The organism is Pseudomonas sp. 8_5_2, from assembly GCF_059295255.1.
Genome location: NZ_CM181238.1, coordinates 1,503,518 through 1,527,997, shown reverse-complemented (window position 1 = coordinate 1,527,997; position 24,480 = coordinate 1,503,518). Strand labels below are relative to the sequence as shown.

The 24,480-nt window shown below is 64.1% G+C and carries 19 protein-coding genes; 6 read left to right on the top strand and 13 right to left on the bottom strand.

All coding sequences use genetic code 11. The features are described 5' to 3' along the window. Nucleotides 1-84: 84 nt before the first annotated feature. Together fadD1 and fadD2 are read right to left on the bottom strand one after the other, a co-directional pair. Nucleotides 85-1,782 carry a long-chain-fatty-acid--CoA ligase FadD1 gene (fadD1, locus tag AC5O5R_RS06980; protein ID WP_172227808.1) on the bottom strand — a complete coding sequence of 566 codons (1,698 nt, stop codon included), beginning with the start codon at nt 1,780-1,782 and terminating at the stop codon, nt 85-87. Nucleotides 1,783-2,116: 334 nt separating this feature from the next. Continuing rightward, nucleotides 2,117-3,805 carry a long-chain-fatty-acid--CoA ligase FadD2 gene (gene fadD2 / locus AC5O5R_RS06975; protein ID WP_172227806.1) on the bottom strand — a complete coding sequence of 563 codons (1,689 nt, stop codon included), beginning with the start codon at nt 3,803-3,805 and terminating at the stop codon, nt 2,117-2,119. Nucleotides 3,806-4,023: 218 nt separating this feature from the next. Between fadD2 and AC5O5R_RS06970 the strand changes: the two genes are divergently transcribed. Both AC5O5R_RS06970 and AC5O5R_RS06965 read left to right on the top strand, forming a co-directional pair. Then, nucleotides 4,024-4,968 (top strand): alpha/beta hydrolase, encoded by a 945-nt coding sequence (locus AC5O5R_RS06970; RefSeq protein ID WP_172227804.1) that lies wholly within the window; start codon nt 4,024-4,026, stop codon nt 4,966-4,968. A 34-nt stretch (nt 4,969-5,002) separates the two neighbouring features. After that, nucleotides 5,003-5,473 (top strand): MaoC family dehydratase, encoded by a 471-nt coding sequence (locus AC5O5R_RS06965; RefSeq protein WP_012273633.1) that lies wholly within the window; start codon nt 5,003-5,005, stop codon nt 5,471-5,473. Between the two features lie 126 nt (nt 5,474-5,599). Here the strand turns inward: AC5O5R_RS06965 and AC5O5R_RS06960 are convergent, their stop codons facing one another. The 5 genes from AC5O5R_RS06960 to AC5O5R_RS06940 form a co-directional block, all read right to left on the bottom strand. Further along, a complete protein-coding gene (locus AC5O5R_RS06960) occupies nt 5,600-6,838 on the bottom strand; it encodes an RNA polymerase sigma factor (protein ID WP_172285900.1) in 1,239 nt (412 codons plus the stop codon). Continuing rightward, nucleotides 6,838-7,323: an SRPBCC family protein gene (locus tag AC5O5R_RS06955; RefSeq protein WP_172285901.1), complete on the bottom strand. Its 486-nt coding sequence runs from the start codon at nt 7,321-7,323 to the stop codon at nt 6,838-6,840. The genes AC5O5R_RS06960 and AC5O5R_RS06955 overlap by 1 nt, the downstream gene beginning before the upstream one ends. 21 nt (nt 7,324-7,344) lie before the next feature. After that, nucleotides 7,345-7,689: a YciI family protein gene (locus AC5O5R_RS06950; protein ID WP_172233190.1), complete on the bottom strand. Its 345-nt coding sequence runs from the start codon at nt 7,687-7,689 to the stop codon at nt 7,345-7,347. Between the two features lie 44 nt (nt 7,690-7,733). Further along, nucleotides 7,734-8,159 (bottom strand): YybH family protein, encoded by a 426-nt coding sequence (locus AC5O5R_RS06945; protein ID WP_172233187.1) that lies wholly within the window; start codon nt 8,157-8,159, stop codon nt 7,734-7,736. 252 nt (nt 8,160-8,411) lie between these two features. Next, nucleotides 8,412-8,669 carry a DUF2790 domain-containing protein gene (locus AC5O5R_RS06940; RefSeq protein ID WP_172285903.1) on the bottom strand — a complete coding sequence of 86 codons (258 nt, stop codon included), beginning with the start codon at nt 8,667-8,669 and terminating at the stop codon, nt 8,412-8,414. 354 nt (nt 8,670-9,023) lie between these two features. Between AC5O5R_RS06940 and AC5O5R_RS06935 the strand changes: the two genes are divergently transcribed. Continuing rightward, on the top strand, nt 9,024-9,392 hold the full coding sequence (locus tag AC5O5R_RS06935; protein WP_494515122.1) for a GNAT family N-acetyltransferase: 369 nt from the start codon (nt 9,024-9,026) through the stop codon (nt 9,390-9,392). Here AC5O5R_RS06935 and def read toward each other — a convergent pair. From def to AC5O5R_RS06920, 3 genes are all read right to left on the bottom strand, one after another. After that, nucleotides 9,347-9,883 (bottom strand): peptide deformylase, encoded by a 537-nt coding sequence (gene def / locus AC5O5R_RS06930; protein WP_494515121.1) that lies wholly within the window; start codon nt 9,881-9,883, stop codon nt 9,347-9,349. The genes AC5O5R_RS06935 and def overlap by 46 nt on opposite strands. Further along, entirely contained in the window at nt 9,880-10,839 is a 960-nt protein-coding gene (locus AC5O5R_RS06925; RefSeq protein WP_494515120.1) for a YihY/virulence factor BrkB family protein, read from the bottom strand. The genes def and AC5O5R_RS06925 overlap by 4 nt, the downstream gene beginning before the upstream one ends. 156 nt (nt 10,840-10,995) lie before the next feature. Beyond that, nucleotides 10,996-11,175, bottom strand: a complete 180-nt coding sequence (locus AC5O5R_RS06920) for a CsbD family protein (RefSeq protein WP_172226888.1) — start codon at nt 11,173-11,175, stop codon at nt 10,996-10,998. 243 nt (nt 11,176-11,418) lie between these two features. Between AC5O5R_RS06920 and AC5O5R_RS06915 the strand changes: the two genes are divergently transcribed. Beyond that, nucleotides 11,419-12,888, top strand: coding sequence for a right-handed parallel beta-helix repeat-containing protein (locus AC5O5R_RS06915; protein WP_494515119.1), 1,470 nt, complete (start codon nt 11,419-11,421; stop codon nt 12,886-12,888). A 173-nt stretch (nt 12,889-13,061) separates the two neighbouring features. Then, the gene (locus tag AC5O5R_RS06910; protein WP_172226882.1) at nt 13,062-13,442 is read left to right on the top strand and encodes a hypothetical protein; all 381 of its coding nucleotides are present in this window, start codon (nt 13,062-13,064) and stop codon (nt 13,440-13,442) included. On the opposite strand, the gene AC5O5R_RS06905 is transcribed toward AC5O5R_RS06910, so the two are convergent. Beyond that, complete coding sequence (locus AC5O5R_RS06905) at nt 13,443-14,279, bottom strand: CvfB family protein (protein WP_172226879.1); 837 nt, start codon at nt 14,277-14,279, stop codon at nt 13,443-13,445. It lies immediately after the preceding gene. 176 nt (nt 14,280-14,455) lie between these two features. Between AC5O5R_RS06905 and AC5O5R_RS06900 the strand changes: the two genes are divergently transcribed. Then, nucleotides 14,456-15,316 carry a DUF6279 family lipoprotein gene (locus tag AC5O5R_RS06900; RefSeq protein ID WP_494515118.1) on the top strand — a complete coding sequence of 287 codons (861 nt, stop codon included), beginning with the start codon at nt 14,456-14,458 and terminating at the stop codon, nt 15,314-15,316. A gap of 77 nt (nt 15,317-15,393) precedes the next feature. Here the strand turns inward: AC5O5R_RS06900 and AC5O5R_RS06895 are convergent, their stop codons facing one another. Beyond that, entirely contained in the window at nt 15,394-16,746 is a 1,353-nt protein-coding gene (locus AC5O5R_RS06895) for an aminotransferase class I/II-fold pyridoxal phosphate-dependent enzyme (protein WP_172226873.1), read from the bottom strand. Next, nucleotides 16,747-24,255: a type I polyketide synthase gene (locus AC5O5R_RS06890; protein ID WP_494515117.1), complete on the bottom strand. Its 7,509-nt coding sequence runs from the start codon at nt 24,253-24,255 to the stop codon at nt 16,747-16,749. Nucleotides 24,256-24,480: the final 225 nt, after the last annotated feature.

Sequence of the window (24,480 nt, the reverse complement as noted above, 5' to 3'; positions counted from 1 at the left end):
TTCTCAGCCGTGACGCTGAAAATGCCGGGGCCGCTTCGCGGCCCTTTCGCGACGCAAGGCCGCTCCTACAAGGGCCGGGGGGCCTCAGGCGATTTTCTTCAAACCTTGCTTTTTCAGCTCTTCATCGCGCAGTTCACGGCGCAGGATCTTGCCCACGTTGGTGGTCGGCAGCACATCGCGGAACTCGATCTGGCGCGGTACCTTGTAGCCGGTGACGTTGGCACGCATGTGCTCCATCACCTGCTCCTTGGTCACGGTCATACCCGGCTTGACCACGATGAACACCTTGATCACTTCACCGGACTTTTCATCCGGCACTCCGATGGCCGCGCACTGCAGCACACCCGGCAATGCTGCCAGCACGTCTTCCAGCTCGTTGGGGTACACGTTGAAGCCCGAGACCAGGATCATGTCCTTCTTGCGGTCGACGATACGCATATAGCCATCGGCCTGGATCAGGGCGATGTCGCCCGTCTTCAGCCAACCTTCGCTGTCGAGGATCTCGGCAGTGGCGTCCTCGCGCTGCCAATAGCCCTTCATCACCTGCGGGCCCTTGACGCACAGCTCGCCGACTTCGCCCAGTGGCAGCTCGATGCCGGCATCGTCGATGATCTTGCACAGGGTCGAAGGCACCGGAATGCCGATCGTGCCCACCTGGTTGGCTTCGGCCGGGTTGACCGCCGCCACCGGGCTGGTCTCGGTCATGCCGTAGCCTTCACAGATGGCGCAGCCGGTCACGGCCTTCCAGCGCTCGGCCACGCTCAGCTGCAGGGCCATGCCCCCGGACAGGGTGATTTTCAGCGCCGAGAAGTCCAGGGCGCGGAAGGCGTCGTTGTTGCACAGCGCAACGAACAGGGTATTGAGGCCGACGAAGCCGCTGAACTTCCACTTGCCCAGTTCCTTGACCATGGCCGGCAAGTCACGCGGATTGCTGATCAGCACGTTGTGGTTGCCGATCAGCATCATGGCCATGCAATGGAAGGTAAAGGCATAGATGTGGTACAGCGGCAGCGGGGTGATGAGGATTTCGCAGCCTTCGTGCAGGTTCGCGCCCATCAGTGCCCGACACTGCAGCATGTTGGCCACCAGGTTGCGGTGGGTCAGCATCGCGCCCTTGGCCACCCCGGTGGTACCGCCGGTGTACTGCAGCACTGCCACGTCGTTGGCCTGCGGGTTGGCCTCGGTCACCGGCTGGCCCTTGCCCAGTGCCAGGGCGTCGTTGAAGCGCACGGCACGCGGCAGGTTGTAGGCCGGCACCATCTTCTTCACGTACTTGATCACACTGTTGATCAGCAGGCGCTTGAGCGGCGGCAGCAGGTCGGCCACTTCGGTGACGATGACGTGCCTGACCTGGGTCTTGGGCACCACCTTTTCGGCCAGGTGGGCCATGTTGGCCAGGCACACCAGGGCCTTGGCGCCGGAGTCGTTGAACTGGTGTTCCATCTCCCGCGCGGTGTACAGCGGGTTGGTGTTGACCACGATCAGCCCGGCGCGCATGGCACCGAATACCGCGACCGGGTATTGCAGGACATTGGGCAGTTGCACGGCAATGCGGTCACCCGGCTTGAGGTCGGTATGCTGCTGCAGCCAGGCGGCAAACGCCCCGGACAGCGCATACAACTCGCCATAGGTGATAGTCTTGCCCAGGTTGCTAAAGGCCGGTTTGTCGGCAAAGCGTTGGCAGGATTGCTTGAGTACCGCCTGGATATTGGGGAATTCGTCAGGATTGATTTCCGCCGTAATCCCGGCTGGGTATTTATCCTTCCAAAAATTTTCGATCATGGAAGCCCACTCCTTCAGCAACAGCGAAGTTCGGTTTACGCGTCTATGCGCTTATTATTGATATGAGATGACGGTTCGTTGCAAACCGGATCATCTGAAAGCGGGCCGAGAGTAACAGCTTTGCCGGGGGTCGCCTAGAGGCCAAAACAGGCCTTACGGTCACAAAAATGACTCAATGGACGATACAGGTCATTTTTAGAGTAATTATCCAAAATGTCGCAGATTCGGCTGTGATCCGCTTGTTAGAGCGTCTTGGGCATCCGCGGATGAACCCGCTCCTTGTTGTGCACTAACTGTAGGAGCGGGTTCACCCGCGAAGAAGCCGACACAAGACTCAGGCTATATCACGTAGTTCCCGCCGCAGGATCTTGCCCACCGGGGTCATCGGCAGCGACTCGCGCAACACGATGTGCTTGGGCACTTTGTAGCCGGTGAAGTTGGCTTTGCAATAAGCCTTGAGCTCATCCACGCTCAACCCACCCTCGCGCGGCACCACGAACAGCTTCACCGCCTCGCCGGAACGCTCGTCCGGCACGCCGATGGCTGCGCAGTTGGCGACCTTGGGGTGGCCCATCACCACGTCCTCGATCTCGTTGGGGTACACGTTGAAACCCGAGACGATGATCATGTCCTTCTTGCGGTCGACAATGCGGGTAAAACCGTCCGGGTCGATGATGGCGATGTCGCCGGTCTTGAACCAGCCGTCGGCATCCATGGCCTGGGCAGTGGCTTCGGGCTGCTGCCAGTAACCTTTCATTACCTGCGGCCCCTGGATACACAGCTCGCCCCGCTCGCCCAGCGGCAGTTCGTTACCCTCGTCATCGATCACCTTGAACGCCGTGCCTGGCACCGGGATGCCCACCGTGCCCAGGCGCGCCAGCTGGCCGTAGGGGTTGGTGCTGGCCACCGGCGAGGTTTCGGTCAGGCCGTAGCCTTCGACAATGCGGCAACCGGTGAGCGCTTCCCAGCGCTCGGCAGTGGCCTTGACCAGCGCCGTGCCGCCCGAGTTGGTGACCTTGAGCGCCGAGAAATCAAGCTGGCGGAAGCCTGGGTGATCCATCAGCGCGACAAACAGGGTGTTAAGCCCCAGCAACGCGGAAAAGCGCCATTTGCCCAGCTCCTTGATGAAGCCGGAAATATCCCGTGGGGTGGTGATCAGCACGTTGTGGTTGCCGGTGACCATCATGCACATGCAGTTCGCGGTAAAGGCATAGATGTGATAAAGCGGCAGCGGCGCAATCATCACCTCCTGGCCGTCCTTGAGCAGTTTCTGCCCGTCGGGGCCATGCTGCGAGAAGCAGGCCAGCACCTGCAGCATGTTGGCCACCAGGTTGCCGTGGGTGAGCATCGCGCCCTTGGCCAGGCCGGTTGTGCCGCCGGTGTATTGCAGTACGGCGATGTCGTCGAGGTTCTGCGAGACCGGCTTGGGGGCCAGTTCGCGCCCCTGGCGCAGCACCTGCTTGAACGATGTGGCCTGGGGCAGCTGATAGGCTGGCACCATCTTTTTCAGCTTGTCGACCACGGTGTTCACCAGCCAGCCCTTGGCGGTGGGCAGCATGTCGCCCATCTTCGCCTCGATCAGGTACTCGATGCCGGTATCGGGCAGCACCTCCTGCACCCGCTTGCCGAACATGTTCAGGAACACCAGCGCACGTGCACCGCTGTCCTTGAACTGGTGGCGCATCTCGCGCTCGGTGTACAGCGGGTTGGTGTTGACCACGATCAGGCCGGCGCGCATGGCCCCGAACACGGCGATCGGGTACTGCAGCACGTTGGGCATCTGCACCGCGATGCGGTCACCCGGTTTGAGGTCTGTGTGCTGCTGCAACCAGGCAGTAAAGGCTGCCGAATGGCGCTCCAGCTCCGCGTAGGTCAGGGTAACGCCCAGGTTGCTGAAGGCCGGGCGATCGGCGAAGCGCTTGCAGGAGCGCTCGAACACCTCGACGACCGAGGCGTAGGCATTGATGTCGATGGTGGAAGGCACGCCCGCCGGGCGCTTGTCATTCCAGAAGTCGGCTTGCATTTATTATTGTTCCTCTGCCTGGACCTGCACTGCGTCCTTTAGTCCTTTACCTGATCGCCCGAGGGCAAAAAGGCGTTGCTCCGACGTTAGCAGGTAAGCCCAAGGCGGCATACACGCCAAGTGCCGCCATTAACATTGTGAATCTTATTTGTGCCCTTCCTGCAATCCGGCCGGTTGTGCATACACTGTCCGGGTACCCGTGCGCACAAGGATCCACCATGCTCCACGACGCCTTCTGGCTGCCCGCCAGCGAGCATTGCAGCCTGCATGTGCACCAATGGCTGCCGGACACGCCGGTAAAAGCCGTGGTGCTACTGGCCCATGGCATGGCCGAGCATGCCGGGCGCTACAAACGCCTGGGGCATGCCCTGAGCGCGGCCGGCTTTGCCCTGTTCGCCGCGGACCAGCGCGGCCACGGGCGCACCGCCGAACTGGGCAACCTCGGCCTGTTCGCCCGCCATCATGGCTGGAATGCCGTGGTCGACGACCTGGGTCTGCTGGCCCAGCACATCGGCCAGCAGTACCCGTGTACGCCGCTGTTCCTGCTTGGCCACAGCATGGGCAGCTACATTGCCCAGGCCTACCTGCTGCACCACAGTGGCAGCCTGCACGGGGCGATTCTCAGCGGCTCCAACTACCAGCCGGCGGCGCTGTACCGCGTGGCGCGGCTGATCGCCCGGCTGGAGGCGTGGCGCCAGGGGCCGCTGGGCAAGAGCGCACTGATCGAGTGGCTGTCGTTCGGGTCCTTCAACAAGGCCTTCAAGCCCAACCGTACGGCGTTCGACTGGCTCAGCCGCGACCCTGCCGAGGTCGACCTGTACGTCAACGACCCGTTGTGCGGCTTTCGGTGCAGCAACCAGTTGTGGCTCGACCTGCTGCAAGGCTTGGCGCAGATCAGCCAGCCAAGTAACCTCGCGCAGATCGATCCGAACCTGCCTGTGCTGATAATCGGTGGTGAATGTGATCCGGTCAGTGCCGGCAAGCGTCTCACCCATCTGGCCGACGCCCTGCGCGCGACCGGCAATCGACATGTGCAGCTGCGCGTCTATCCAGAGGCGCGGCATGAAGTACTCAACGAAACCAACCGTGACGAGGTTACCGCCGATATCCTCGGCTGGCTCGAACAGGCGCTGGCCCTTGGCCGCCCTGTGCGCAGTGAATGATAGCCGCCCTCGCCTACCGCTTAAGGAAGCCACGATGTCCCAGGTCACCAACACGCCTTACGAAGCCCTCGAAGTCGGCCAGAAGGCGGAATACAAGAAGTCTGTCGAAGAGCGCGACATCCAGCTGTTTGCCGCCATGTCCGGTGACCACAACCCGGTGCATCTGGACGCAGAGTTCGCGGCCAAGAGCATGTTCCGCGAGCGGATTGCCCACGGCATGTTCAGCGGCGCGCTGATCAGTGCCGCAGTGGCCTGCACCCTGCCTGGGCCAGGCACCATTTACCTAGGCCAGCAGATGAGCTTCCAGAAACCGGTAAAGATCGGCGACACCCTGACCGTTCGCCTGGAAATTCTCGAGAAGCTGCCCAAGTTCAAGGTGCGCATCGCCACCAATGTGTACAACCAGAACGATGAGCTGGTGGTACAGGGTGAGGCCGAGATCCTGGCGCCGCGCAAGCAGCAGACCGTCGAGCTGGTGTCGCCGCCGAATTTTGTGGCCAGCTGAAGTTTGATTTAGCCAGCACCGCCCCTAACGCCGGCAAGCCAGCTCCCACAGGATCACCACAGGCTCAGACTTTGTAATGATCCTGTGGGAGCTGGCTTGCCGGCGTTAGGGGCGGTGCTGGCTACATCATTCAAGAGCCCGTAGCCGCCGCTCGATATGCCGCCGCTCCGGCGCCTGCCGGGTCAGTGCCAGTGCCTGCCGCCAGGCTGCACGCGCCTCTTCCACCTGCCCCAGCTGATAGTGCAGCTCGGCCCGCGCCACATACGCCAAGTGATAATCCAGCAGTTCACCGCGCGCCAGAATCCCTTCGACTTCCTGCAGGCCAACCTGCGGCCCATCCCGCTTCGCCAACGCCACCGCACGGTTCAACTCAACCACGGCTGATGGCCAGTGCCGCTGCAATACGTCATACAGCCCGACAATCTCCGCCCAGTCAGTCTCTTCTGCCGTTGCCGCTTCAGCGTGCACCGCGGCTATCGCCGCCTGCACGGTATAGGCACCAAACGCCCGGCTTTGCAGGGCCTGGCGGACCAACTCGCAGCCCTCGTCAATCCGCTGCCGGTCCCACAGACCGCGGTCTTGCTGCTCCAGCACCACCAGGTTGCCCTGGGCATCGGTTCGCGCCTGCTGCCGGGACGCCTGCAGCAGCATCAACGCCAGCAAACCGACCGCCTCAGCATCCGGCAACAATTGCACCAGCATACGTGCCAGGCGAATGGCTTCATCGCTCAGTTCCTGCTGCAGCAGTGACTCACCCGATGAGGCTGAATAACCTTCGTTGAACACCAGGTAGATCACCCGTAACACACTCTCCAGGCGCTCGGGCAGTTCGTTCAGTTCCGGTACCTGGTAAGGGATGCCGGCTTCGCGAATCTTGGCCTTGGCGCGCACGATACGCTGGGCAATGGCCGCCGGGCTTTGCAGGAAGGCGCGGGCGATCTGCTCGGTGGTCAGGTCACAGACTTCGCGCAGGGTCAGCGGCACCTGGGCATCGGCCGACAGCGCGGGGTGGCAGCAGGTGAATATCAGCCGCAGGCGGTCGTCCGCCAGCAGCTCTTCATCGCTGGGGTCTTGCGCCTGGCCTTCAAGCAGCATGCCCAAGTCCGCCTGGGAACGAGCGAAACGCGCGCGCCGACGCAATGCATCGATGGCTTTGAAGCGCCCGGTAGAGACCAGCCACGCGCGCGGGTTGGCGGGTATGCCATCGCGCTGCCAGCGCTCCACAGCGATGAAAAAAGCATCATGCATGGCCTCCTCGGCCAGGTCGAAATCACCCAGCAGGCGGATCAGGGTGGCCAGTATGCGCCGCGACTCCCCGCGATAGACCGCCTCGACCTCGGCGCGCACCTGCGCCAGTGCCGCCATCAGTCAGGCATCCGCTGGGTCACCACCTCCACCAGGCGGTCCAGGCTTTCTCCCCAGCCCTGGTGGAAGCCCATCTCCTCGTGAGCCCGGCAGTCGGCGGCATTCCAGTGCCAGGCCCGGGCGGTGTAGCGGGTTTTGCCCTGCTCCTCGTCAAAACTGATCACTGCAGTCATGAAGGCCTTGTCCGACGGCACCCAGCCTGGGCCAAATGCATCGGTGAACACCAGCCGCCGCGGCGCGGCAATTTCCAGGAACACGCCCTGGTTGGGGTACTCGCTGCCGTCCGGTGCCCGCATCAGCGTGCGGAACAGGCCGCCGGCCCACAACTGCATCTCGCATTCCGGGGTGGTCATGCCGTGCGGTCCCCACCACTGCATCAGCCACTGGGGTTCGGTCCAGGCGCGGAACACCTTGGCCGGTGGCGCATCGATCAGGCGGCTGATGGACAACTCGTGTTGCGCTTGCGCAGGCTGTGCAAGGCTCATGCTGGTTGTTCTCCGTGGCTGTCAGGGTTGCAGTTCACGCACCGGTCGCACTTCGACGCTGCCTACCCGTGCGGCGGGGATGCCCTTGGCGATGTTGAGGGCTTCATTCAGGTCGCGGGCCTCCACCAGATAAAAGCCGGCCAGCTGTTCCTTGGTTTCGGCAAACGGGCCATCGGTCAGGCTCATGTGCCCGTTGCGCATGCGCACCGTGGTGGCTGTCTGCACCGGCTTCAGCGCCTCGGCCGCGAGCATTCGCCCGGAGCCGTGGATGGCTTCGGCATAGGCCATGCATTCGGCGTCTTCCGGGCTGTCGGGCAAGCTGTGCAGCAGCCCTTCGTCACAATAGACCAGGCACAGGTATTTCATGGTCGCCTCCAGGGGGTGGGCACAGTGCGTTTGGCGATAAGTACTCAGGGCTTGAGATCGAACAGGGCTTTCTGGGTTTCCATGTCGAAAGGTGCGGACCAGTGCTCATGGATCACTTGCCACTGGCCATCAACCCGACGATAGCCCACCGTGGCGCGCATGAAGCCGCACTGGCTCTCGTCATCGCCCGGGCCGCAGCGGTTCAGCCAGTGGGCTAGCGCCAGGTCGCCGTCAGCCTGTACGCAAAGCTCGGCGAGCTCGAACACCATGGGGCCGCTGCACATGCCCATGCACATTTCCCAGTGCGCGGTGTAGGCGGCCTTGCCTTTGAACTGCAAGGCCTGGATGGCATCGAACGCGACGATGTCATCGGCATAAGGGGCGGTGATGCTGGGGATGTCGCGGTCGCGCACGGCCTGCATCCAGCGCTCGATCAGTTGGCGGATCTCGGTTTCGGCTGCGGTGCTCATCGGGGGGTTCCTCCGACAGGTCATGGGTGGCACGGTGTGCCTTCACCTATGGTCGAACGGTGATCGGAGGAATCGACAGGGCGTGGGAATTTCTTGCGGGAGGGTGGCAACACCTGTGAGGAACAACTCGAAACCAAGCGGGTTGAGGCCATTGCCGCCTGCTTGAAAACTTCATTAGCCCACTGCAGTACAGCCGCTGGCCCTCCCGCCTTCAGACGGCGGATGGGCCACCGACACCAGCCGACAGGCTGATCAACCCTGCTGGCAACCCTCACCCATGGCACGGTACTGAATGGTGTGCACCTGGCCCTGGTGGTCTTCATAGGTCATGGTCGCAGGCACTACTTCGCAGACATTGGGGATGGTCGACAGGTTGATCACCCGCTTGATGTCCAGGTTCATCGAATAGTCGTACTGCTGAGCCACAGGCTGGCTGGAGACGGGTTTGGCCTCATCGGCAAGGGCGAACGAGGACATACCGACCAATGCAAGAATCAGTAATGGTTTCATGTGGGTCTGCCTTTTGAGCATTCAAGCTGATCGATTGACTTCTGATGCCGTCATTGGCGCGGAGAAGTTGCCATCTACGGTGAAGATGGCACGAAGTACCGATCCCGCTTAGTACTGCAAGGGGGGATGAATCAAATTCTACTCCCGGCCGGCAATAGTTGAACCCTGCAGTCGGATATTCACCCTTGCCAGTTTTGCAACAATCTGCGACAAAATGGTCGCAAATCATCAAGCCAGAGCCTCTCGTCACGTTTCAGGGCAGGAACCATCATTTCAGAGAATATCCACTGTTCGAAACTCACGGACACAGAACGCCGGCTGCTGGACCACTTCTACCGGCAGCACGGCTCGCGCATGCGTGCTGCAAGCGACGCTGAACTGTGGGTGGCCCGGCCCCCGGGCATCATTGCCGGACTGAGCCTTAGCCCGGTGGGCAACGGTTACTGGCTGATCGGCCTGTTCGTCGACCCGCAGCGGCGCAGCCATGGGGTCGCCGGGCAGTTGGTCGAGGCCGCACTGGTGCAGGCTGATGGGCCCACCTGGCTATTCTGCCACCCCGACCTGGCACCGTTCTATCAGCGGCTGGGCTTCGAGCTGGCCGGGCAGTTGCCGGAAGCGCTGGCTGGCCGCCTGCAGCGCTACCAGCGCAGCAAACGCCTGGTCGCACTGCAGCGGGGTCAGTCGTCGCTGACGTCGAGCCCGGGGAACAGCACGTCGGTGTAGCCGAACTTGGCAAAGTCCTGGATGCGCGAAGGGTACAGGCGCCCGATCAGATGATCGCACTCGTGCTGCACCACCCGTGCATGGAAGCCGTCGGCAAAGCGGTTGATGGGGTTGCCCTGAGGGTCTATGCCTTCGTAGCAGATGTGCTTGAAGCGTGGCACCACGCCACGCAAGCCAGGCACCGACAGGCAACCTTCCCAGCCGTCCTCGACCTCGGTGGAGGACGGCGTGATTACCGGGTTCAACAGGATGGTCTGCGGTACCGTCTCGGCATCGGGGTAACGCTCGCTGCGCTCGAAGCCGAAAATCACCAGCTGCAGGTCGATACCGATCTGCGGCGCAGCCAACCCGACGCCGCCGACGTGGCGCATGGTTTCGAACATGTCATCGATCAATTGCAGCAATTCGGCGCTGCCGAGCATGTGCTCGGGCACAGGCGGGGCGATGCGCAGCAGGCGCTCATCGCCCATCTTGAGAATTTCACGAATCATCGGGGGGTCGGCTCGGCGGTTTGCGGTTCGCTGGGTTTCGGGTGCTCGTGGCCCAGTACCGTCAGGGTTTCCTCGGCTTTTGCACCGCTGAAATCCTTCTCGCCAGGGTTCTTGCCCTCGGCGGACATGTGCTCGATCACAGCATTCATTTCGGCGCCGAGCAGCAGCACGGCAGCGGAGATATAGAAATACAGCAACAGCACGATGATTGCACCAATGCTGCCGTACATGGCGTTGTAGTCGGCAAAGGTCTTCACGTAATAGGCAAAGCCCAGCGAAGCCACGATCCACACCACCACCGCCAGCACCGAGCCTGGCGTGATGAAGCGAAACTTCTGTTTCACGTCGGGCATCACGTAATAGATCAGCGCCACCGCCACCATCAGCAGGATGACGATCACCGGCCAACGCAGAATGGTCCACAGCGTGACGATGAACTCCTGCATGCCGATCTGCGAGGCGATCCACTCCATCACCTGCGGCCCCAGCACCATCAGCGCGGCGGCGGCCAGCAGCATGCCGGCCAGGCCTATGGTGTAGAAAATCGACAGTGGGATGCGCTTCCATACCGGGCGGCCTTCGGGTACGTCGTAGGCAGCGTTCATCGCGCTCATCATCAGGCGCACACCTGCGGAGGCAGTCCACAACGCAATCACGATACCCACCGACAGCAGCCCGCCTTTGGATTGTTGCAGTTGATCGATCACCGGGTTTACCTGCTCCAGTGCCTGCGGCGGCAGCACCAGTTCGGATTGCAGGCGCAGCCAGGAGAAGAAGTCCGGCAGGTGCAGGAAACCAATCAGGGCAATCAGAAACAGCAGGAAGGGAAATAGCGAGAACAATGCCTGGTACGCCAGCGCAGAGGCGTAGGTGGACATCTCGTCGTCAAGGAATTCCTTGACGGTGCGCACCAGCACGCGGTGCAAGGGCAGGCCCTGCAGGGCGGGAAAAATCATAGCGTCTCCTTTCGCCGCTCGATCGATTCAACGGACAAGTCTAATAGACCGCGCCTTTGCTGTGCTGCTCCCGTCCATGATTGAAGAAATTGCCTACGCCAATCCCGGCCTGTCCGCGGGCACGCCCGCGAAGAGGCCGGTTCAGGCCACCTCAAATCAAGGTTTCTTCACCGCATCCTTGATATCACCCTTGATCTGCTGCCCTTCACCTTTGATTTCCTGCGCCTTGCCCTCGGCCTGCAGCTTGTCGCTGCCAGTCACCTTGCCAACACCCTGTTTCACGTTGCCGATTGCTTCGTTGGCCAAGCCCTTCGCTTTGTCTTTAGTACCGCTCATGGCAAAACTCCTGCAAATGGAGACACGTGAACCGTGTCGACAGAAGGTGGACCCAACGCCTGCGCCAGGAGTTTCAACGAATTTTCCACCGAGAAGCCGAGCGGTAAAACTTCGGGCGAATATCGCACCAAATCACCGCCATGCCACTACGCTGCCGCCGCCGCTGCCCTAGAATCCCCGCAAACGTCCGCCCGATGCAGGCTGACCCTCGATAAAAACAATGCTTTCCGGATACCCGCACCCATGCGTCTGATGCCTTTGCTGGTGGCCGTGCTGCCACTGCTGCCCCTGCCCACCATTGCCGCTACACCGACCAGCCCCGAAACCTTAATCGTCGACCATTACGCCGACGACGGCCAACCCGGGTCGCTGCGCTGGGCGATCGAAACCAGCAACCAGAACCCCGGCCACTACCGCATCGACATCGCCGCCGTCGGCAAGCCGCCCTACGTAATCAGCCCCAGCCGCGCGCTGCCGGAAATCAAAGGCCCGGTGCGCATCACCGGCCTGCCCTGGGCGCGCGATGGTCAGTACATCGCCATCGACGGTTCGGCGTACATCAAGGACCAGGGCGTACGTACCTGCCCTGGCGCCCTGCCGGGCCAGTTCGGTACCAACGTGCGCACCACCACCAACCCCGGCCTGGTGCTGCGCGATACCCAGGGCGTGCACCTGAGCGGCCTGGAGGTGCGCAATTTCTGCATCGGCATCCTGGTCAACCGCGCCAGCGGCAACGTCATCGAAGACAACCGCATCGTCGCCAACAAAGGCGGTGCGGGCATCATGCTGACCGGCGATGACGGTGCCGGTAATCCCACCGCCACCACCAATAACAACAAGGTGCTGCGCAACCAGCTGATCGACAACGGCGACGGCCTGGAGCTGACCCGCGGCGCGGCGTTCAACCTGGTGGCCGACAACCTGTTCCGCTCCACGGCTGCCAACCCCGAGCCATCGCAGGGCATCGAGATCCTGCTGGGCAACGACAACAGCGTGGTCCGTAACCGCTTCGAGAACTACTCCGACGGCCTGCAGATCAACTGGGGCAAGCGCAACTACCTGGCGGCCAACACCTTCAGCGGCAACTCGATCGGCGTCAGCGTCACCGGCGAGGGCAATATCCTCGACGGCAACCTGATCCACGGCAACCGCATTGGCGTAGCCCTGCGCCCGGAGCCGGAAGTAACCGCCACGCGCCTGAGTGGCAACCGCATCTGGGGGAACAGCCAGGACATTCGCCGCTGCGAGGCAGGTGGTTCCTGTGTACCCGACCAACGCACCGGTGCCATCGTGTTTGGCGTACCGGCCCAGGCGCATGCGCTGTATGTAGGGTCGCGTGGGGTCGGGGCCGATTTGCCGAAGCAGGAACAGGCGATCATCTGTGACGGCAAAGGTGAGCCCAAACCGTGCCAGCCGCTACCCAACCATGACCAGCAGGCGCCACGGCTGATTGGGCTCGAAGGCGAGCTGCTGCGCGGCGAGGTGCACGGGCCGGCGTCGAGCCTGTTGCGGGTGGAGTTCTTTGGCAATGCCGAGGCGGATGGCACCGAGGCCGAGCAGTATCTTGGCGAGGTGCTGGTGAACAGCGACACCCGGGGGCAGGCGCGGTTTGCCCAGGTGCTGGAGAACATGGGTGAGTTGCGCAGCTTTACGGCGACTGTGACTACTGCTGATGGGGCTACTTCCGAGTTGAGCCTGCCGGTTCGTCGCTAAGGCAACTGGCCCTATCGCCGGCAAGCCAGCTCCCACAGGATCACCGAAGGCCTTGAAAAATGTGGGGTACCTGTGGGAGCTGGCTTGCCGGCGATGGGGCCATCAGACCTTGCCCCACTACCCGACACCCCTCACAATGCAGGCCTTCATAGCGTCAACCCGCAGGAACCTGCATGAAACTCGACAAACCCGCCGCCATCGCCCGGCGTAACGAAGCACTGGCCCGCCCGGTGCTGAACAGCAGCAACACCCTGTTCGCCATCCTGGACAACAAACGCAACCTGTGGTGGTTCGAAGTGCCGGTGGCGCTCCTGGGCAAGGGCCAGGCCGACTGGGTCAACCTGCTGCTGCACACGCCGGAAAGCGACGAACTGCAGCACCTGAAGGTGCCCACCAACTTCCTCAAGGCTCACCTGGAGCAGATGGAAGTGCGCAAGCCGGGCAAGCGCCGCTCCACCATCAGCCTGGCCCTCAGCGCCGACCGCGACTCGCTGCTGCGCGACACCCGCCCGGGTGGCGAGCAGCTGGACTTCCGCAACTTCGTCCAGGCCTGATCAGGCCTTTTCGATGCGATCGTCATGGATGACGATCAGGCCCTGCTTGAACAGTGCGCCAATGGCTTTCTTGAAGTTGCCCTTGCTGACGTTGAACAGCTTGCTGATCAGCGCCGGGTCGCTCTTGTCGCACACCGCCAGCACCCCACCTTCGGCTTCCAGGCGCGCCATGATCTGCTCCTGCAGGCTGTCGGCCAGGGCAGCGCCGACCGGTTGCAGGCTCAGGGCGATCTTGCCGTCGTGGCGCACTTCCTTGATGAAGCCCTTTTCGTGCATGCCCGAGCGCAGGAACTTGAACACCTCGTTCTTGTGAATCAGGCCCCAATGGCGGTTGTTGATGATGGCCTTGAAGCCCATCGGCGTTTCGCCGGCCACCAGCAGCTCGACGGGCTGGCCAACCTTGTAGTCGGCCGGAGTGACATCGAGGTAGCGGTCCAGGCGAGAGGTGGCGGTGATACGGCGGGTGCGCTTGTCGAGGTAGACATGCACCACGCAGTAATCGCCGATCTTCAGCTGCCGCGCCTCTTCCGAGTAGGGCATCAGCAGGTCCTTGGACAGGCCCCAGTCGAGGAAGATGCCGGCACCGTTGATGTCCTTGACCTTGAGGCTGGCGAACTCGCCCACCTGCACCTTGGGCTTTTCGGTGGTGGCGATCAGCTGGTCTTCGCTGTCCAGGTAGATGAACACGTTCAGCCAGTCATCGACTTCGGTCTCGGCGTTTTTCGGGATGTAGCGCCCCGGCAGCAGGATCTCGCCATCGGCGCCGCCGTCCAGGTACAGGCCGAAGTCCACGTGCTTCACGATTTGCAAGCTGTTGTAACGCCCAAGCAGAGCCATTTCTGATGATCCTCAAGACAAGGGGGGTATTCTCCGGATAGACACGGGGTGGTGTCAAAGCTTCCGGACGGTTGCCCCCTGATCGGTGATGGAAGGAACCGCCATTGCAGCACTGCAGTGGAACCGTACGGCTACCCTTACGTCTACCGATTGGCCGCCACTGCAAGGATCAGCATATGCCTGTACGCCTGTCCAAAGCCCTGCTCATCGCCTTCGGCTTCGCCCTGGCGCTGGTCAGTTGCAGCCGTATCGACCTGGCCTACCGCAACCTCGACCGGCTGGTGCCGTGGTCGCTGGGCGACTACCTGGACATGAACCGTGAGCAGAAAGCGATGCTCGACGACCGCCTGAAAGAGCACCTGGCCTGGCATTGCAAGACTCAACTCCCCGGGTACCTGGACTGGCTGGACCGGGTGCGCGACATGGTCGCCGATGGCCAGGTGACCGACCAGGCCCTGCAGCAGCGCACCCGTGAAGCCCGCGAAGCGATAGGCCGGGTGGCCGAGGAAATCACCCCGTCGGCCACCGAGTTGCTGCGCGGCATGAGCGACGCCCAGGTGGCGGAGATGCGCGATGCCTTTCGCGACGACATCAGCGAGCGGCAGAAGAAGTATGTGGACACCCCGCTGGACAAACAGATCGCCCGCCGCACCGAACGCATGGAAAAACGCCTGACCCCGTGGTTTGGCGAGCTGACGCCTGCGCAGAAGCAACGCGTTCAAGCCTGGTCGCAGGCTTTGGGCGACCAGAACCGCGAATGGATCGCCAACCGCGCCCACTGGCAGCAGCAGCTGCTGCTGGCGATGAACCAGCGCAACGACGCCAGCTTCGAGCCGCGCCTGGCGACCTTGTTGCAGCGCAAGGAAAGCTTGTGGACGCCGGAGTACCGCAAGGCGTTTCAGAATACCGAGCAGCAGGCGCGCAGCCTGCTGGTAGACCTGGTGCAGCAGAGCACAGCGCAGCAACGGCGGGTGTTGCAGGAGCGGTTGAGCAAGGTGCGTACGAATTTCAGTGAGTTGAAGTGTTTGCAGGGTTGAAGAAATGGGTCGCCAGCCCCGGCCCTATCGCCGGCAAACCAGCGCCCACAGCTACCTCACCAAGCCTGGCAGCAATCTCACCCCAACCGCGCCATCTCCTCCGCCACCACCGCGACCGTATGCCGAATCTGCTCTTCCGTATGCTCACAAGACACAAAGAACCGCACCCGGGCCGAATGCTCCGGCACCGCCGGGTACAGGATCGGCTGGGCATTGATCCCGCGCTCGAACAAAGCGCTGGACAACCGCCCCGCCTTGAACGAACTGCCGGTAATCACCGGAATCACCGCCAAGCCGGTACTGGTCGCCGTGTCCAGTCCGGCTTCACGCGCCAGCCGCAGGAACAGCTCACCCCGTGCCTGCACCTTGGCCACGCCCGCCGCATCATCGGCAAGCAGTTGCAACGCCGCCAATGCAGCAGCCGTCACCGCCGGGGGCATGCCGACGCTGTACAAAAAGCCCGGTGCCAGAAACTTCAGGTGCTCGATCAGCGCTGTGCTGCCCGCAATGTAGCCGCCGCAACTGGCCAGGGTCTTGCTCAGTGTGCCCATCCAGATGTCGACGTCATTACCCGCCAGCCCGAAGTGCTCGCGAATGCCTTTGCCGGTAGCGCCCATCACCCCCAGCGAATGCGCTTCATCCACCATCAGAAACACTTTGTGCTTGTGCTTGAGCTCGACGAACCGGGGTAGCTCGGGGTAGTCGCCATCCATGCTATAGATGCCTTCCACCACCACCAGCACCCGCTCGAAATGCTGGCGCTGCTCACCCAGCAAACGGTCCAGCGCCTGCCAGTCGTTATGGGCAAAACTCAAACGGCGGGCACCCGACAGCTGGATACCCTGCAACACGCTATTGTGGATCAGCTCGTCATGCACCACCAGGTCGCGCGGCCCGAACAGGTAGCCGATGGTGGTGACGTTGGTGGCGTGGCCACTGACCATCACCACCGCATCGTCGACCTCGTACAGGCTGGCCAGTTCGCGCTCAAGCGCGCGGTGCAGCGGGCGGTCACCCGAAACCGGGCGGCTGGCCGACACCGAAGTGCCATAGCGGTCGATGGCGGCCTTGGACGCTTCGGCCACGCGCGGGTGGCCGGAATAACCCAGGTAGTTGTAGCTGGCAAAGTTGAGGTATTCGCGCTCGCCAATCTGCGTTTGCGCACCCGCAGTACCCTGGTGCAGGCGGAAGAACGGGTTGCTCAGGCCCAGGCGCAGGCCGCTCTGCTGGATCACCCGCAGCTGCTGGTACCCCGGGTGCTGGTCGAAGCGATAGTGCGCCTCGGGCACCTTCAGGGCAGCCTGCTGCACCTGCTCCAGGGTGGCGCCTTGCTCGCCCGCGCCAGCCGAATGGCGGCGGCGTTCGAGGGCTTGCTGGATCAGGCGTTGCTTGGCATCACCAGCAAGGCCGGTCGGGGTTTTGGCTGTCATTCAACGCTCTTGATCAATCAGTCGGTTGGGGGCCGCGCTGGTGTCGGCCAGCGCTGCGCTCATCTGCGCCAACTCTTCGGCGCTGTGCTCACTGCCATGGCGGGCAAGCACATTCTGCGCCAGCTGCTCTTCGCTGCTGCCCGCCTCGCCGCGCAGCAGCTCCAGCAGCCGGGCGGCCAGCTTGTCGATGCTGGAACTGTCGCTCAGCTCCATCACTGGCAGGCGAATGCCGAACCGCTCCTCCAGCGCCACCACCAGCTCGACGCTCATCAACGAGTCGAGCCCCAGCTCCTGCAGCGGGCGCTGGGCATCCAGGCGCGCCGGCGGCAGGCGCAGAATCTCGCACACCTCGTGCTTGAGCATGTCGGCGAAGCGCTCCAGCAGCTCGGCGTCGTCCAGCTCTGCCAGCATGCGCTGGATGTCCTCGCCGCTGCCCTCGTCCTCCTGGTCACCGCCATAGGCACGCGCCAGTTCGACAAAGCGCGGCGTAGTGGCGCTTGGGAGGAAGCGCGACAGCGCCTTGAAGTCCAGCTCCAGCACGCCGTGGCCGTTGTCGCCGTCCAGCAACATGGCCTCGAGCTGCGCCAGGGCCGCCTCGGCCCGCAGCGCCGCGCCACCCATGCGGCTTTGCAGGGCGTCCTTGATCTGGCTGTTGCGGGCCAGGAAGCCGACATCGTCGATCGCCCCCCACAACACCGCCGTGGCCGCCAAGCCCTGAGCGCGACGGTGCCGCGCCAAGGCTTCCAGCCAGTGGTTGGCCGCCACGTAGTTTGCCTGGCCGGGGTTGCCGAACAGGGTAGTGGCCGACGAGAACATCACGAAGAAGTCCAGCGCCAGGCCCTGGGCCAGTTCGTGCAGGTACTGCGCACCTTTGGCCTTGGGCTCCAGCACGCGGCGTAGCTGGTCTGCCCCCAGGTTGCGGATCAGGCTGTCGTCGATCACCGTCGCGGCATGCACCAGGCCACGCAGTGGCCATGGGCTGGCAGCGATGCGCTGGAACACCCCGCGCAGTTGCTCGCGGTCGGTGATGTCGCACGCCACGGCCTGCACATCGATACCCTGGGCCTGCCACAGTGCCAGCTGCGGCTGGGCTTCGGCACTGGCAGGGCCACGACGGCCGAGCAGCACCAGATGGCGGGCACCTTTGTCGATCAGCCATTGCGCGGTGCGCAAGCCAAAGCCGCCCAGCCCACCGGTAACCAGGTAGCTGGCATCGGCGCCAAGCTGCAGCGCCTGCGCAGGCTGGGCACGGGTGTCGACGGTCTGCTGGATCGGGTTGGCGTAGGTCACCACCACCTTGCCGATCTGCCGTGCCTGCTGCATGTAGCGGTAGGCTTCAACCACCTGGTTGGCGTCGAACTCGCGGAACGGCAACGGGTGCAGGATGCCTTGCGCGAACAGGCCCATCATTTCTGCGAACAGCCGACGGGTGAGTGCCGGGCGCTCGCTCATCAACTGGTCGGCATCGATACCGAAGTAGCTGATGTTGTTGCGGAACGGCCGCAGGCCGATCCGGGTGTTCTGGTAGAAATCGCGCTTGCCCAGTTCGAGGAAGCGGCCAAACGGCTTCAGCACCTGGAAGTTGCGGTTGATGGCCTCACCGGCCAGCGAGTTGAGCACCACGTCCACACCACGCCCGCCAGTGGCCGCCAGCACCTGGTCGGCATAGGCCAGCGAACGCGAGTCGTACACGTGCTCGACACCCAGCAGGCGCAGGAAGTCGCGCTTCTCGTCGCTGCCGGCAGTGGCATGGATTTCCGCACCCAGCCACTTGGCGATCTGGATGGCAGCAATGCCGACACCCCCCGCAGCGCCATGGATCAATACCTTTTCGCCGGGTTCCAGGCGCGCCAGGTGATGCAGCGCGTAGTACACGGTGAAGAAGGTGCTCGGAATGGTCGCCGCTGCTTCGAACGACATCCCCTCGGGGATACGGGCCACGGCGTTGGCGTTGGTCACCAGGCGGTTGGCGAAGCTGCACGGGCCAAAGCCCACCACGCGATCGCCCGGGGCGAAATCACCGACTACCTCGGCGCCTTTGCCCTGCACCACACCGGCAAACTCGAAGCCCAGGGTGGGGCCGGAGAAGCCGTTTTCGATGGCTTCGTCCGACAGCAGTCCCAAGGCAAACATCACGTCACGAAAGTTGAGGCCGGTCGCGCGCACGGCGATGTCCAGCTCGTCCGCCGCCGGCTGGCGCGGCTCGCGCACTTCCCAGCGCAGGTTGCGCAACTGGCCGGGCAGGTCGAAGCCCAGGCATACCCACTGCGCGTCGCTGCCCGTGTTGCGCGGTTGACCGGCCAGCACCCGCAGGCGCGGCACGTAACGACGGCCTTGGGCATCCAGGGCCAGTTCGGTTTCGCTGTCGGCGTGCAGCAGCGCTGGCACGGCCAGTTCGACCGGCGCCAAGTGGCCCAGGTCGAGCTGGCGAATGCAGCAGCTGGGCGACTCGTTGGCCAGGGTGCGGCCAAAGCCCCACAACGCGGCGTCGGCGATCGCCGCAACATCGGTGGCGGTATCGGCGCTGTACAGGTGCTCGGCAGCGCCGCGGCTGAACAGCCAGCACTGCGGGGCGATGGCCAGCGACTCACAGGCCTGCACCAGCGCGGCAGCCTGCAGGCAGCGCTCGGCCTGGCCATCCAGGCCGGCAGCGCTGTCGAACCCGGCCAGGTGCAGCACATGCTCCGGGGCCTGGGCCAGGGCGCCAAGCTGCGCCGCCAGCGCCTGCGCATCGCCCGGCTGCAGCAGGTCGACCTGCTGGCCGTGGGCGCGCAGCTGCTCGGCCAGGCTCAGGGCTGCAGCCTGCCCGGCTTCGGCCAGCACGGCCCAGCGCTGCACCGCCAAGGGTTCGTCAGCGTCAGCACCCGCCGGCTTGTCAGCCAGCAACAGGTAGCTGCCACAGGCGTTGCCCGGCAAGGCATCCAACGTGCGCAGGCCAGTCAGGCCGTGGCGCTGCAGCTCGTGGCTCCAGAACGCCGGGCCTTGCTGGCGCGACAACGCCTGTTGCGGGCCGGCCAGCCACCACTCTGGCTGGGCGCCGAAGACGAAATCGGCCCAACGCGCCGGGTACTGCCCCAGCAGCGCCAGCTGGCCGTGTGGGTTGAGCTGGGCACTGGCCAGGCGCAGGGCATCGCCCACCGCGCCAAGCGCGCCAAGGTCGCTGGGCACCAGCACCCAATCAAAGCTGCCGGCTTCGGCCAGTTGTTCCATGCCCAGCACATTCAGCGCCGGGCAATCGTCACGCAGACGTTGCTCCAGCTCAGGCTCGGCAACGCAGTACGCATAATCGATGCGGTCGAAATCCAGGCCGGCGTACAGCAGCTCGGCGAACGAAGCGCCGCCAAAGCCGATTTCCAGCACGCGCAGGCGCTGCCCCGCGGGCAGTTGCGCCAGGCGCGCGGCCAGGGTCTGGCCGATGCCGCTCAGCAGGTGCTGCTGCCCTGCCGCGCCCAGCACCAGGCGCGTCAGACTGGCGCCGCTGGTTTCCCGCGGTTGCAGGGTTTCGAACGCTTGGCTGCCATCGAGCAACGCCGGCAGGTGGCGGCCGATACGGCCCACCGAATGGATGATCTGGAAGTACTCGGGGTAGCTCTGGAACAGCTCCTGCCAGATCGCCTCCGAGGCCGGGCGCTCGCCCAGATCGGCCAGCTGCCAGCCGCCATCGGCGCTGCGCAGCAAGCTGCCGTCTTGCTCAGCGTGACCGAGCAAGGCCGCCAGGAAGTCGCCCTGGGCCTGCGACCACACGGCGACCTGCTCGGCGCTCAAGCGCCCACCGGCCTGCTCGACGGCATCCACCACGAAGCTGGTGCACAGTACGTCCAGCAATGGCTCCACTTCGTTAAGGTAGCGCACCTGTGCCGGCTCGTCGGCCAGGCGCTGCAAGGCGTCAGCCAACGGCGTGCGGGCCACGGCATGGCGCTGCAGTGGCACCACCTTGCCTGGGGCCGCCAGGCCCACATGGCCCATGCGCTTGATCTCGCCACTGCGGTCGTACTGCAGGCGCACGGCCCGCATGCGCGCGGCCTTGATCGCCAGCACGGCAGCGCCGCTGGCATCGAACAGGGTGAAGTCGACCAGCAGCGAATGCGCAGTGCGCTTGCGCTGACGCACCTCGGCCAGCACCGGCACGCCGCCGGCATTGGTGAAGGCAATGCGCCCCAGCTTGACCGGGATGAACGCCAGGCCATCGTTGTGGCCGCGGCGGCTGGCAAGCAGCTCGGTAATCAGCTGGAAGGCACCGTCGAGCAACGCCGGGTGCAGGTGCAGGCCTGCCAGTTCGTGTTCGATGGCAGCCGGCACGGCCAGCTGGGCCAGCACGCGTTCGTCCTCGACCCAGGCCGCAGCCACGGTCTGGTAGGCAGGGCCGTAGTTCAGGCCGACCGCGCAGGTCAGCGCCAGGTGCTGCTCGCCGGTAAAGTCCGCCGGGCGGGCTGGCAGCGCCGGCGCGCGAACGTCCAGCAGCACGCCACGGGCCTCACCCGGCAGGCGGGCGACCACGTGCTGCACCCAGTCTTCGCGCTGCGCCAGGGTGCGCGAGCTGATGCGCAACGTGCCATCGGCCTCTTCGACCTGCACGCGCAGCTTCTTGCTGCCCTCGCTGCCGAGCAGCAGCGGGTTGTGGATCTCGAGCTCTTCGATGTCGACGAATTCGCCCGGCTGGTGCAGTTGCGCCACAGCCAGGGCCAGCTCGGTAAAGCCGGCACCGGGGAACAGCACCGACTCGCCCACCTTGTGGTCGGCCAGGGTTGGGTACTGCTGCGTGTCCAGGCGGTTTTCCCAGGTCAATGCCTGGTCGGCTACCGGGTAGCCCAGCAACGGGTGCACGCGCTCGCGGCCCAGCGGGCTGTTGGATTCGGCGCTCACCGGCAGGGTGAAGTGGTCACGCTGCCAGGCATAGTTCGGCAAGCGCAGCTGGCGCCCCGCCACCGGGAAGCGGGTTTGCCACTGCGGCTCGGCAGCGGCCAGCAGCAGCCGCGCCACGCTGCGCTCGAGCAGCTGCGGGCTGTGGTCGTTGCGCTTGAGGGTGGCAACCAACTGGCCGGCCTGCTCGCACTCGGCCAGCACATCGCTGACATAGCTGCGCAGAATGGCGTGCGGACCCACCTCCACAAACAGGTTCAGGCCGCTGCGTACCAGCGCCGCAAGCGCTCCCTGGAACAGCACCGGGAAGCGGATGTTCTGCCACCAGTAGTGGCTGTCCAGGCGCTCGCCGGCCAGCTCGCCACCGACCACGGTGGAGTAGAACGGAATACGGGTGGCACGCGGACGAATGTGGGCAAGGTCGGCGATGACCGCCTGCTCGATGGGGTTCATCGCCGGCGAGTGGAAGGCGTAGTCCAGGTCCAGGCGGCGGGCAAACACCTGGCGCTCGGTCAGGGCCTCTTCGAGCAGCGTCAAAGCCTCGACTTCACCGGCCACGGTGGCGCCGCGGGCGCTGTTTTCACCGGCGACGACCAGGCGGCCGTCCAGTTTCAGTTCGCTGATCAGCTGCGCGCTGGCCTCGCCCGACAGGCCCACGGCCGTCATCTGCCCGCTGCCGCGGGTCAGGCCTTGCAGGCGGCTGCGGTGGAAGATGACCTGGGTGGCATCTTCCAGGCTCAGCGCCCCGCTGGCCCAGGCTGCCGCCACTTCACCGACGCTATGGCCAATGACCGCGACCGGGGTGATGCCTTCGGCGGCCAGTACCCGGGTAACCGCCACTTGCAGGGCAAACAGCGCCGGCTGGGCGATTTCGGTGCGGGCATAACGGCCTTCGCCGTTTTCACCCAGCAGCTCGGCGCGCAGCGAATAGCCTGCCAGGGGCTGGAACAGCGCGTCCACTTCGGCCACGGCGGCAGCGAACAGCGGCTGGTCGAGCATCGCCCGGCCCATGCCCTGCCACTGCGAACCGTTACCGGAATAGACAAACACCGGAGCCGATGCGGCGTCCAGCGCCTGGCCAGCCTCAAGCACCGCGCTCAGCTCGCTGAGGGTCGGGTCCTGGGCATAGTCATCCAGAGCCTGGGCGGCTTCGGCCGCGTTGTCGCTGATCAGCAGCAGGCGGTGGCTGTGTGCATCGCGGCGGAACATCGCCTGGTAGGCGACATCGTAGTAATCGGCCTGGGGATGCTCGGCCAGGTAGGCGGCAAACCGTTCGGCCATGGCGCGCAGGCCTTCTTCGCTTTTTGCGCTGAGCAGCAACGGCACCCGGCGTGCACTGGGCTGTACGGGCGCTGGCGCTTGCGGTTCCGGGCTTTGCAGAATGACGTGGGCGTTGGCGCCGCCAAAGCCGAACGAGTTCACACCCACCGTCAGCTGGCCATCCGCCTTCAGCGGCAGGGGCTCGGTGACTACCTGCAGGTTGAGGTCGGCAAAGGCGATATTCGGGTTCAGCGCCTGCACACCGATGGTGGCGGGCACGGTGCGCTCGCTCAGGCAGTTCAGTGCCTTCATCAGACCGGCCACGCCAGAGGCGGCCTCCAGGTGGCCGATGTTGCTTTTCACCGAGCCGATCGGCAGCGGGTTGCCGGCGCCACGCGCCTGGCCCAGCGCCTCGCCGATGGCGCGGGTTTCGATCGGGTCACCCACGGCGGTACCGGTGCCGTGCGCTTCCAGGTAGTCCAGCTGCTCCGGGGCGATGCCGGCCTGGGCATAGGCGCGCGTGAGTAGTGCTGCCTGCGCCTCGGCGTTGGGCAGGGTAAGGCTGGACTTGCGCCCATCGGTGTTGACCGCACTGGCCGCGACCACCGCCAGAATGGTGTTGCCATCGGCCAGCGCCTGGTCGTAGTCCTTGAGCAGGAACAACCCGCCACCTTCGGAACGGGCATAGCCGTCGCCGTTTTCATCGAACGACTGGCAGCGCCCGGTGCGCGAAAGCATGGTCGCCTTGGCGAAGATCATGAAGCCGAACGGGTGCATGTGCAGGCTGATGCCGCCGGTCACGGCCTGGTCGACATCCCCGCTGAGAATGGCCTGGCAGGCCTGATGGAAGGCCACCAGCGACGACGAACACGCCGTGTCGATAGCCATGCTCGGCCCGCGCAGGTCGTAGAAGAACGACAGCCGGTTGGCGGCGATGCTCATGGTGTTGCCGGTGGCGGTGGCGCCATCGATCGACGACAGGTCCTCGACCAGCCGGTACGACTGCTCGACCCCGGCAATGCCCAGGTACACGCCGCAGTTGCTGCCGCGCAGGCTGGAAGGCTTGACCCCGGCGTTCTCGAAGGTTTCCCAGCACATTTCCAGGAGCATGCGCTGCTGTGGGTCCATCATCGCCGCTTCGCGTGGCGAGATGCTGAAGAAGCCCGCGTCGAAAGCGCTGATATCACCCAGGGTGCCGGATGCGAAGGTGTAGCTGGTAGCCGGGCTGGCCTTGTCGGGGTGCAGGAACTCGTTCTGCTTCCAGCGCGATGGGTCCACCTGGGTGACCAGATCGCGCCCTGCCATCAGGTTTTGCCAGAAGCCGGCATTGGAGGAACCCGGAAAACGGTAAGCACAGCCAACGATTGCAACCTTTCTACGCTTGATCAAAACCTATTCCTTCAAATCTCATCGGGCACCGTCCCATCCGTCGGACAGCCGGCATGCCTGGCCAGGCCATGAAATTGGCCGGTCGTTGTATGTCACTGATGATTGTCTGGGTATCTGAAGCCGCTAAGTACGCTGGGGCGCAAGACTTTTGGTCCGAGGCTGGCGTGGGATTATTCAGATTTGTATGAGCGGATGATACGCGGGTTCTGGGGGCAGGGAAAACCC